The 11,666-nt window shown below is 58.2% G+C and carries 8 protein-coding genes; 5 read left to right on the top strand and 3 right to left on the bottom strand.

Annotation, left to right across the window (positions count from 1 at the left end; genetic code table 11):
• Positions 1-394: 394 nt before the first annotated feature.
• From K0B87_07920 to K0B87_07910, 3 genes are all read right to left on the bottom strand, one after another.
• Positions 395-2,650 carry a hypothetical protein gene (locus K0B87_07920; protein MBW6514668.1) on the bottom strand — a complete coding sequence of 752 codons (2,256 nt, stop codon included), beginning with the start codon at positions 2,648-2,650 and terminating at the stop codon, positions 395-397.
• Positions 2,651-2,735: 85 nt separating this feature from the next.
• A complete protein-coding gene (locus tag K0B87_07915; GenBank protein ID MBW6514667.1) occupies positions 2,736-3,011 on the bottom strand; it encodes a hypothetical protein in 276 nt (91 codons plus the stop codon).
• 96 nt (positions 3,012-3,107) lie between these two features.
• Positions 3,108-4,970 (bottom strand): VCBS repeat-containing protein, encoded by a 1,863-nt coding sequence (locus K0B87_07910; GenBank protein ID MBW6514666.1) that lies wholly within the window; start codon positions 4,968-4,970, stop codon positions 3,108-3,110.
• A 225-nt stretch (positions 4,971-5,195) separates the two neighbouring features.
• On the opposite strand from K0B87_07910, the gene hutH reads away from it, so the two are divergent.
• From hutH to hisS, 5 genes are all read left to right on the top strand, one after another.
• Positions 5,196-6,725: a histidine ammonia-lyase gene (gene hutH, locus K0B87_07905; protein MBW6514665.1), complete on the top strand. Its 1,530-nt coding sequence runs from the start codon at positions 5,196-5,198 to the stop codon at positions 6,723-6,725.
• A 31-nt stretch (positions 6,726-6,756) separates the two neighbouring features.
• Positions 6,757-9,390 (top strand): tetratricopeptide repeat protein, encoded by a 2,634-nt coding sequence (locus K0B87_07900; GenBank protein MBW6514664.1) that lies wholly within the window; start codon positions 6,757-6,759, stop codon positions 9,388-9,390.
• Complete coding sequence (locus K0B87_07895) at positions 9,374-10,027, top strand: hypothetical protein (GenBank protein ID MBW6514663.1); 654 nt, start codon at positions 9,374-9,376, stop codon at positions 10,025-10,027. The genes K0B87_07900 and K0B87_07895 overlap by 17 nt, the downstream gene beginning before the upstream one ends.
• A 7-nt stretch (positions 10,028-10,034) precedes the next feature.
• On the top strand, positions 10,035-10,808 hold the full coding sequence (truA, locus tag K0B87_07890; GenBank protein MBW6514662.1) for a tRNA pseudouridine(38-40) synthase TruA: 774 nt from the start codon (positions 10,035-10,037) through the stop codon (positions 10,806-10,808).
• An 18-nt stretch (positions 10,809-10,826) separates the two neighbouring features.
• On the top strand, positions 10,827-11,666 hold an 840-nt coding region (gene hisS / locus K0B87_07885; GenBank protein MBW6514661.1), incomplete at its 3' end, for a histidine--tRNA ligase.

Below are 11,666 nucleotides of genomic sequence, written 5' to 3'. Positions count from 1 at the left end.
CCTCGATCTCCTCTACCACTGTGCGTTTAAACTCTTCGCTGTAGCGGACTTGGGGACGTGTTTTCTTCATTGGTCATACTCCTTACTATAGGTTTTTGGTCAACCTATTTCAGGACGGGTCACCCTCCCTTGACGGCGTTTATCACTTGGCTATCCACTGTCTATCACTTGTCTATTATAGACAAGTGATAGACAGTGGATAGACAAGTGATAGGCAGGGTGGAAAGAGGAGGAAAGAACCCGGGGCCAAGGTCTACACCGGTCTCCACCGAGGGTAAAGCGGCGTTCCCCAGCCGAGACTTATGCTCCTGGCTTGAGAACCCAAGCCGGCACGCGAAACACGTATCGTTTCACTCGCTTGATGTCACTCCAACTCTGCAGCGCCGGTATTTATTCAGTTTTGCGCGATCACCCGGTAGAACTTTTTGGCGTAGGTTGCCCCGGTGGTCCAGGAAGAGCTGGTGACCGTCGCCACAGGCACAAAGCCGCTTTGGGGGTTATCCGAGGCCTCGACCCTGTAGCTGGTGGCGTTGAGCACGGGCGCCCAGTCCAGGTAGATCTGGTCTCCCACCAGGACAATGCTCACCAGCAGGGGCGGGGAAATGCTGCCCAGGGTATAGTTGTAGTTTATGTCATAGGCCCCCACAGCGCCGTTGTAGCCATTCACTTTGATGTAGATCAGGCCTGAGATCGTGGGATAAAGCTGCAGCAGGAAGTTGGGATAGCCGGCCCCGTCGTCGTTGAAGCCAAACTGGGTCAGTTCCGCGTTGTAGAGATAGGCCCTAACATCTGTGTTTCCGGATGAATAGAAGGTGTATGTCCTTCCGGCGTAGGCATAGAAAACAAACCAGTCCTCGTCTGTGCCGTCGTGCAGGGTATGCGGCTGGCTTTGGAAGGCGGAGGCCGGGATCAGGGTCGTGGATTGGGAGTAAACATCATCCGGTTCATAGGCGTCGGGAGTGGCGCCGTGATAATAGACAAAGCCATAGGGCCCGGCATTGCCTGTATAGGGGATCACCTTCAGTTTATAGTACGCGTAAGCGGCGGGCGCGAATTCCAGCCGGTAATTCAGCCCGTCGCCGCTGTCGTCGTTATTTGCGAGTTGGGTGATCCCATCATCTTGGTACAGGAAGATCTGGGTATCGGTGGAACCAGTCGAATAAAAGATGTAGAGACGGCCCGGGATTCCCTCGAACCGGTACCAGTCCTGATCACTGACGCTATGGAGGGTATGGCTCTGGGTCTGCGGAACGGTGGTAGTGATCAGGTTTGTGCAGTCGGAGGCGGAGTCGTCCGGCTCATAGCTGTCAGGATAGTATTCGTAGTAATACACCAGCTGGTAGTAATAGCCGCCACCAGAGCTGTCGCTCGCGTAGAATCTGTAATATCCCGCAGCGGGGAGTTCGATCTCCACATAAAAATCCCCGATGGTGTAATCATAGCCGATCTGCGTCAGGTTGTCGTCAAACAGCTTGAAGTCCACATCAGCCGGGCTTGAGGAGTAGAATATGTAGCGCCGGCCGGCATAGCCGTAGAACCTAAACCAGTCCTGATTTCCCACACTGTGCATGCTGTGGGTCCGCGTCTGGTGGGTCGGGGTGACAGACAGGCTGTTGTAGCTGGCATAATCGTCATCGGGCTCGTAGGCGTCTGGCGGAACGGAGGAATTGTATCTCAGGAAATAGAAGCCGGTGTTTCCGCCGAAGCCGTAGATCCTTAAATAATAGGTGCTGGTTTCCGAGCACGTGAAACTGATGCTGAAATTATAGCCATCTCCGCTGTCGTCGTCCAAAGCCAGGACGGTGGTTCCATTGGAGGCAAAGATCTGTCCGATGGTGTCTGTCGAGCCGTTTGTGAAGAAATTGTAGGTTATGCCCGCGTAGCCGGGAAAAATGAACCAGTCATAATCAGTTGTGCTATGCAGGGTATGCAGTTCTTCGTCCACGAAGCCGAGGGGGTTGAGGGCTGTGGCCTGGGAACTCGTGTTATCCACCTCATAATCATCGGCGGGAGTGCCGTAAGTATAATACAACATGTAGTTCCCGGGATTGTCGTGTTCGAAAACACCATAATGGTAGCGGGTTTCCGTGGGCGTGAATTCCAGGTAAAATTGCCAGCTCCCAAATCCGGAGTCGTCGTCCTGGGCAATGGTATAGACAAAAACGTCATCATAGATGCGAATACGCGGATTGGCAGTATCCGTGCCGTAACTGGCGGAAAAGAATACATACCGCACACCCGCGACGCCATAGAACCTGAACCAATCCTCGTCTGCCCAGCTGTGAAAAGTGCGCTGCTGGGACTGCAATGTCGTGTTGAAGGTCAGCAAGGTCGCCTGGCCCGGGGTGTCGTCCGGCTCATAAATGTCGGGGTCGGGGTATCTATCTTGCGCTGGCTGGGTTTGAAGCTGCTTGGTCGTCCGGGTTGCGCTTTCCTCTGAGGGCACTGGCGGGGGCGGCACCTCAGGCATATTGGACATTGGAAGGAGTGAAGGATCTTTAGGCCCGCTCTTTTCCTGGGGCGGGAAATATCTGGCCGGATCGATGGAAACGGGGGTGAAATCGATGTTTTTGGGAGGGATGGTTGCGCTGGCCGCCACTGCTGTGAACAGCAGCAGGCTGATAAGCAGGATCGCTGAAAACTTGCGCATGAAGATACTCCTTGGAGGCAAAGTTGTTTATACAGGAACGGTATGGCCCGGTCAAATTTTAGCTTAGCCGGGCTGGGGATTATTGTCAAGCATAAATTGGCGCAGCGCTCCGCAAACACGGCTCCATAACACTGTGAGCTACGGCATCGAGGCCGGCGGCCTGGAAATGCTTGCGCAGGGTAAAGAGATTCTTGCCTCCCCCGCAACCCACATTCAGCAAGGTTTTCAGCTCGCGCCGGGCGTGGCGCCTCATGCGCGGGACCAGGAAATCGCAATAGGCCGCGTATTCCGTCGCCGGATCCCCCCAAAGCTGCCACAGCCAGGCCAAATCTTTGTACAAGCGGTTGTTGTCATCATTCATATTGTGTCATCTTCCCTAATTGTGGCCGTTGCCACAGCGGCCGCAGGTCGCGTCTGAAGGCAGCCCGGCATCCGCTCAAATCGAGAAAGTGGCAATTTATTTGATCAGCATCAGTTTGCGGATCTGGACCTCGGAGCCGCTTTCCACGCGGAGGGTGTAAAGTCCTGAGGGCAAGGCCTCGTTCCAGGAACCTGTCCCATCCCAGGCCAGCAGATGGTTGCCAGAGGGCAAATGTTTGTCAGCCAGGTTTTTGACCAATTGTCCCCGCAGGTTGTATATGGCGGCAGAAACCTTGCCCGGAGATCTGACCTCGAGCGTGATCTGGGTTTGGAGATGGAAAGGATTGGGTGAATTCCAGACCCGGCCGATCACAGGTTGCAGGGGGTCCAGATTTGCCACCGCGCCAACGGTGAAGCTCTGTTCCGGGGAAAAGGCCGAGCCTGTGAAGGAATTGTCAATGGCCTGCACGCTCCAGTAATAATCGCCGTCCGGCAGCTCGGGGAGGGTGTAATGATCTCTCTGCCAGGCGTTACCGGGTCGGGCGAGCTTGCGTTTTCCGGTGTCCGCATGGGCCATCGAACTGATGATCTCATTTCCGCCGGGTGTGGTTCCCAGCCGGACGTTGTAAGTCAGCCCCGGGGCTGGCGTTTCCGCGTCCGTCGCGGCCAGCCAGGAAAGGGTGACGCTGTTGTCCGCGATGGTTTCCTCCAGTCCGGAAGGTGGGGCGGGAGGGGTGTTTGCCGCCGTGCAGGTGTTGACGTAAAGTTCGTTCCAGTAGTTACCCGAAGAATAAAAACCGCTGACATTCATGTCCAGCTTGCCATCGTCGTTGTAATCCCCGAGACTGATGGCGGCGTATTTCAGGTAGGTGAGGGTCTGGGCGTCCTCGTAAAGGCTGTTCTGGGGGTTGTAGAGGTAGAGTTTCTCCACGTAGGTCGTGGTGGTGATCAGGCCGTTGACGATGATGTCCGCGTATCCGCCGTTGTTGATGTCGCCCCAAACCAGGTCGCCCTGGCGCTCGCCCAGAACATTGGGCTGAGGGACCTCGGTGAAGGTGTTGTTTCCGTCGTTGCGGTAGAGCTTGAATTCGCTGGGGGAGCCATTGTCATAGGAGCCACTCAGGATGATGTCCAAAGCTCCGTCGCAGTTGTAATCCACCCAGGCGACGCGGCTGTAGCGCAAACCCAGCATATTGGCGTCGATGTCCGTGAAAGTGCCGTCACTGCTGCCGCGCAGTACTTTGGAGATGTAGTTTCCCGTTCCAGAGCTGCCGGTCAGCACGATATCCAGCCAGCCATCGTTGTCGTAATCGCCAAACTCCGCGTTGCCATTGCGGATTCCCGGGGATAAGACCTCAAACTGGGTGAAGGTGAAATCTCCGTCATTGCGGAATATCTCCACATAGCCAACCGTGCTTTCGGCGATCGTGCCTCCGGTGAGGAGTATATCCAGATCGCCGTCGTTGTCATAATCTCCGAAACAGACGGAGCTGGACACACGGGGTGGAAAATCAAACCCACAATCCTCGAAGTTTCCCTCGTTGTTGATGAAGACCTTTGTGATGGGAACTCCGGTCGAGACCTGGCCGCAGATCAGGACATCCAGGTCGTTGTCGCCATCCAGATCTCCGAAGCGAACACTGCCGTTACCTGTTCCCGGCATGTCTGTCGCCACCAGGTTGAACACGGAATCGCCGTCATTGCGGTAAAACTTCAGGAAGCCGTCTCCGGTGGCCCCGCCGGCGCCATATCCCACCATCAAGAGGTCCAGATCGTTGTCGGAGTCGAAATCCCCCCAGTCGCTTTCGCTGTACCAGAGGCCGAACAGGTCGTCCACATCGATGACCAGGTAATCGGTCTGGGCTGCGCTCCGGCTGGCGGCAAAGACAAAGCAGAAAAAAAGCAAAACCAGTGCGGCATGCCTGAATGGCATTCCCATAGTAGTGATAGTCGTTTTCATCGTTACTCCTTATGTTTTCCAGTATCGGCGCTGGGCGGGATTCTGTCAATGAAAATCAGCGGATCTGAGCAGAAATTTCTGTTGTGGGTGGAGTTAAGCAGCCAGGACGGCTTCCGGGCACAAGTCATTTGACAAAATCTGGGAGCCAAATTTATTGGGACAAAACAGTTTGACCACTGGAACGCTTCCGGTTTTGGCCGGGGCGTCCTTTGAGAAGAGGAAGAAATGCCGAGCATACATTTGGATGGAAACAGCCTCAGCCTGGAGCAGGTGGAGCAAATCGCCGTGCGGGGCGACCAGATAGCACTCAGCGATGAATGCGTCGCCAGGGTGGAAAAATGCCGCGCCTATGTGGACAAGGTGATCGCACGCGGGGATATCGTCTATGGGCTCACCACCGGTTTCGGGAAATTCAGCACGGTAACCGTCCCGCCGGAGCACATCGCCGAACTGCAATTGAACCTGATCCGCAGCCATGCCACCAGCGTCGGCCCCGCCTATGACAAGGCCCAAACGCGGGCGATCATGCTGCTCAGGATAAACGTTTTGGCCAAGGGCCATTCCGGCATCCGGCTCATAACCCTGCAATCTCTGGTGGAGATGCTCAACAAGGGCCTCCATCCCGTGATTCCGATGCGCGGCTCGGTTGGCGCCAGCGGCGACCTTTCCCCGCTTTCCCATCTTGCTTTGCCCCTCATCGGCGAAGGCGAGGCCGAATATGGAGGCGAGATACTTTCCGGCGCGGAAGCCATGCGCAGAGCGGGGATACCGCCGGTGAAACTGGCAGCGAAGGAAGGCCTGGCGCTGAATAACGGCACGCAGGTGATGGCGGCTTTGGGCATCCTGAAACTTCTGGAGGCCGAAAGGCTTTGCCGCCAGGCGGACATCATCGCCGCCGCTTCCATCGACGCGCTCAAGGGCACGCCCCGCGCCTTCGACTCTCTGATCCACGCCCTCCGGCCCCATCCCGGCCAGCTTTCCTCAGCCGCCAATCTGCGCCTCCTTTTGGAGAACAGCCCCCTGCGCGAGTCCCACCGTGATTGCGGCAACGTGCAGGACGCTTACAGCCTGCGCTGCACGCCCCAGGTCCATGGAGCTGTGCGTGACGCTCTGGCCTACGTTCGCGGGGTGCTGGAAGTGGAGGCCAATTCCGCCACTGACAACCCCCTCATCTTTCCCGCTGAAGATAAGGTCATCTCCGGCGGTAATTTCCACGGCGAGCCTCTGGCCCTGGCTTTGGACATGCTTGCCATCGCGATCTCGGAATTGGCCTCCATCTCCGAACGCCGCATGGAGCAAATGCTCAATCCGGCCCTCAACCGCGGTTTGACCCCATTTTTGGCCAAGCGTCCGGGCATCGATTCCGGCTACATGATCGTGCAGCTCACCGCCGCCTCGCTGGTCTCCGAAAACAAGGTTTTGGCCCATCCAGCCAGCGTTGACAGCATTCCCACCTCCGCCAACCAGGAGGACCACGTCAGCATGGGCTCTGTTGCGGCGAACAAGCTGCTTCAGGTGGTGGAAAACGTAAACAACGTCCTGGCCATCGAACTGCTGATCGCAGCCCAAGCCCTGGACCAGAGGGGATTGGCGTCCTCACCCGCCATCGAAGCCGCAAAAGCCCTGCTGCGGGAAAGGGTGCCCACCCTCGCTGAAGACCGGGCCGCCTATCCGGACATCAATTCCGCCTCCGCCCTGCTCAGATCCGGCGCCTTGCTGGAAGCCGCGGGCAGGCTGGGGATAGATTTGTATTGACAAATATCCGCGCGCCACGCATCCGGGAAGAATGAGAAAGTATCGCCTGATCACGCTGTTGCTTCCGCTCCTGCTCTTTTCCTGCGGGCTGAACAACACGATGTACAACGCCCGGAAGTATTTCACCGCCGCCCAGGCCCGGCCCCTCAACGCCAATGGCCGCGCCACTCCGCAAGCTGTGGAGGACTATACCAAGGCGATCAAGAAATGCGGGATAATCCTGAGCCGGGAAAAGCCGGGCAGAAACACCGACGACGCCCTCTTCCTGATGGCGCGGGCGCTCTATTACAAAGGAAACAGCGCTTTCCAGGCCAAAGACCAGTTCGAAGCCCTCATCTCCGGATTTCCCGAAAGCCCTTTCTACGGCGAGGCGCATATCTATCTCGCCCGGGTGCTGCGCGAGATCAATCGCAAAGAGGAGGCGGAGAATCTGCTCGAAGAATTTGTGCTCGATCCCCAGCACGCCAAGCTGCATCCGCGGGCGCTGCTGACTTTGGCGGAGTTCGAGATCGCCGATCAGGATTACACCCGCGCCCTCTATTGGCTGGAAAAGATCGTTTCAGGCTATCCCAAGTCCGACGAATACCGGGAAGCTTTCTTCCAGTTCGGACGCTACTATTTTGTCTTGGGCGACTACGAATCGTCGCTGCGGGAATTCCAAAAGATCGCCGCCAACCGCCGCATCCCCCAGAACCAGAAGCTGGAAGCGCGCTATTACATCGGCCTGAACCAGTTCCTACTGGGTGATCACAACGCCAGTTGGGCCACCGTGCAAAAACTGCTCAAGGATGAGAACCGCCCCGATAAACTGGCCCAGGCGAGGGTCCTCAAAGGCTGCCTGCTCTTTGCCAGGGGCCAGGGTGACGAGGGCATCGCCGAGATGGAGGAGATCAGCAGAAGCTATCCCCGCACCCAAAGCTCCGCCGAGGCCCAATACCACCTTGCCGAATACCTTTTCCTCATCCGCAGCGACCTGGATCTGGCCGCCGCGGCCTACACCAAGGTGCGCTCGGAATTTTCCACCTCGGAGCTGGCCGAACCCGCCACCCGGAAATCCGCCGCCATCACCCAGCTTAGACAGCGCTCCAGCCTCAATCAGGAAGGCAACCTCCAACAGTTTGTGGATTACCACGTCACCGCCGCGGAAAACTACTTCAGCCAGTTTGCCCTGCCCGATTCGGCCCTGGGGATGTACCAGCGCTTCATCGATTCGCGGGATAGCGTTGCCGTGCTTCGGGATTCCCTGCTGCTGCGGATCGAGGCACAACGTGGTCTCATCGATTCGCTCACGATCCAGCTCGAACTCCTGCCGGAGCCGGTGGCCGAAGAGCCCGTTGAAGCCACGGAACCCCCGGACACAAGCGCGGTATCCGATATTACAGCTTTGCCCGACAGCCTCCTTCCGCCAGGAGAATTGACAGGGACCGAAATCTCTTTGCCCGACAGCCTGGAGATCGCTGTGGAAAGCGGGGATGAGCAGGAAGGGACTTTGCCCGACAGCCTGGAGATCGCATTAGAAAAAGGGGAAGAGGAGGCCCGCGACCTTCCTGTTGCCCTGGATGCCGCTCTGGGGGAGGAAGAGGGCGGCATTGCCCTCCCGGAAAGCCTGTTCATAGCCGATCACGGCCAGACGGAGCCGCAGCTGCCGGACAGCCTCGCGTTGGCAGAGGTTTCGGAAGAGCCCGAACCGCCTCCCGACCCCGCGGAACAGCGCAGGCTTCTGGATCAACGCCTGATATCGCTGCAAACGGAACTTTCCGCCCTCGAGACCCGCGTCGCCAATCTGGAGGGCATCCTCCAGCGCTATGACCTCGAACTCGTGCCCCTGGCCCTCTTTTCCCAGGCCAGCATCCACAGCAAGACGGACGCGGACAGCTCTCGCGTCCAAGCAATCCATGCCCGGATGGAAGAGGAATTTCCCGGCAACAAATACACCAACGCCCTGGGGGCAATCCTTTCCGGCGCGCCCGTGCGCATCATCGACCCCGAGGAGGAAGCCCAGGAATTGCGCCTGGACCAGGCTCTGGGACTCGCGGAAGCCCAGCCCGATTCGATGCTGGCGGTCCTTGGCGAGCTGGCGGAATCGGTCTACACTCCCATCCGCCTTCGCTCCAATTTCCGCCTCGGCTGGTACTACAGCTTCGAAGCGCCGGACACCACCGCCGCCAAACCCTATCTGGAAGAGGTGCTTAACCTTCAACAGGAGGGCGAATTCAAAGACCTGACCACGCGATTCTTCGACGGGACCCATTTCATGCTGGGCACCTTCGACAAATTGGTCGCCACTCTCGAAGAGGCGGACAGGATCAGGATCCTGGAGGAGCAAAGGCTTGCCGCCGAGGCTGACAGCCTGAAACGGCTCGAGGACGAGCGGGCAATTGCGGACAGCCTGGCTCCGCCTTCGGATCTGGAAACAATTCCGGACAGCCTGGCCATCGAGGCCGATTCCACCGCGGTGCCGGATTCCCTCAGCGAGGCCGGGGAAGAGGGCTTCATGGCGCCTGAGGGTGAGGGGCCGGAACTCGAAGGCGGGTCTGAAACTGAAGCCGAAAGTCCCGAAACGCCCGAGCGCAAGGAAGACCCGCCGCCTCAATCCGAGCCTGAAGAGCCCCTTGAGGATGTTCCCCCGCTTCAGCCCCCAGCCCCGGATGAACCCTCTGAGTGAGCCCCGGCCCTCCTTGCTGGCCGCGCAAAACTTCTATCTGCGCCTGCTGATCCTGGCCCTGGCCTTCATTGGTGCCCTGGAAGCCTCGCTGCGCACGGTTGCCGCACTCATTGCCCTGTTCCTGTTCTTCCTGCTCCTGGACCTTACCCTATATCCCAGGCTCTTTCGCGCCTTGCGCCTCAGCCTGCCATGGTTCGCGGCCTATTGGATCTTTGCCACCCTTTTCGCCACCAGGTTTCCGGACATGGCCCTCTTCACCCTGCGCCTGCTTTTCTTCATCGTGGCCACCGTCTACTGTTTCGGCAATCTTAACCTGCGCGCCGTTTTGCGGGATACAGCGGGCCTGAGGCGCCATAAATGGGGTGAACGCCTGGTCCGCTACCTGCTGGCGACCGCTCTCTTCATCCGCGCCTACGCGAGGCATTTTGCCCGTCACAAGCCCAAAGGCAGCAGCAGCCTCGGTTCCGTCCTGGACAGTATGCTGATCGCGGGAAGGCAGGTCTATTCCCGCTCTGCCACCGTCGAAGCCCAATTGGAGCGTGCCGTGCGCAGCCAAACCGCGCCGCCTGAGGCTTTTTCCGCCAATGTCATCGCCCTTTGCCTGCTGGCGCTGATGGTGCTGATCACGGCTTTCTGAGGAGAATATGGCACGCTATTTGATGCGGATCATGTATGACGGGGCGGAATTCCGCGGCTGGCAGGTCCAATGCGCGGGGAGGAGCATCCAGGGCGACCTGATCGACGCCTTCCGCCAGCTCGGGATCAGGCATCCCGGCCTCACAGGAAGCGGCCGCACCGACGCCGGAGTCCACGCTTTGGCCCATTTCGCCCATTTCGATTACCAGGGGAAGATGACTCCCCGCCAGCTCATTTTGGCCCTGAACAACAAGCTCCGCGAGGATATCCTGATCACCGGCGTCTGGCCTGTGGAGCCTGATTTCCACGCCCGCTTTCAGGCCATGTCCCGCAGCTACGCCTATCGCCTGGCCAAAGAGAAAACTCCGCTAAACCGGCTCCACACCGGCTTCATCCCCCGCACCCATTTTGACCTGCAAGCCTTGCTGCGCCTGGCCGAAGTCCTCAAAGGACGCCACGACTTTTCCTCCCTCAGCCGGGACAACCCCTTGGTGCCCAATCACATCTGCGAGATCACCCAACTCGCGATAGAGGAACGGCGCGAGACCTTCCTCTTCCGGATCACCGCCGACCGCTTTTTGCACAACATGGTGAGGCGGATCGTGGGCATCCTGGTCAACCTTGCCCATCAGGGTCTGGGGCCCGCTGAACTAAAGCGCATCATCGAGGACAAGGACCCCCGCCAAAGGCTCGTTTTGACCGCTCCGGCTCGGGGTTTGTACCTTACCGGGGTGAAGTATCCGCATTTGCAGCTTGACGAAACTCCCCTGCCTGAGGATTAGTGACCCCACGAGGTAAACATGGAATACAAGATCCCGCGCGGAACCTATGACATCCTGCCCCAGCAAAGCTATAAATGGCAGAGAGTTATCTCCGCCTTCAGGAAGCTCGCCGCCGCCTGTGGCTATGCAGAGATCACCACGCCCGTCTTTGAGCAGGCCTCCCTGTTCGAACGCAGTTCCGGAGAGAGTTCGGACGTCATCAAGAAGGAAATGTACCGCTTTTCCGACCAAAAGGGCAGAACCTTCGCCCTGCGCCCCGAAGGAACGGCACCCGTGGTCCGCAGCTATGTGGAAAACCGCCTCGATATCGGCGCTGCCAATCGAAAGCTCTACTACATCGGTCCCATGTTCCGTTACGACAGGCCCCAAGCCGGCCGCTACCGCCAGTTTTACCAGTATGGCATCGAATTCATCGGCAGCGACAATCCCTATTACGACGCGGAAGTGATCGCCATCCTCTGGAATTACCTTTGGGAGCTGGGTTTGCGCCGGATCCGCCTGGAACTGAACAGCGTCGGCTGCCCTGCTTGTTCCTCCGTCTATGACAAAGAACTGCGGGATTATTTCCGCCCGCGTTTGGCTGAGCTTTGCCCGGATTGCCAAACCCGCTTCGAGCTCAAACCGAGGCGCCTGCTGGATTGCAAGGTCCCCTCCTGTAAAAAGATCGCCGCAGACGCTCCTTCACAGCTTGATTACCTCGATGAGGGTTGCCGCGATCATTTCGCCGCCGTGCAAGCCGATCTGGAACTGATGCGGATCCCCTTCGAGGTCAATCCCCGCATTGTGCGCGGACTGGATTATTACACGAATACGGCATTCGAGATCGTCGCCGACGGCCTCGGCGCCCAGAATTCCCTC

Source organism: Candidatus Syntrophosphaera sp. (assembly GCA_019429425.1).
In the GTDB taxonomy this organism is placed as follows: Bacteria; Cloacimonadota; Cloacimonadia; order Cloacimonadales; family Cloacimonadaceae; genus Syntrophosphaera.
This window is presented reverse-complemented; position numbering and strand designations above follow the sequence as displayed.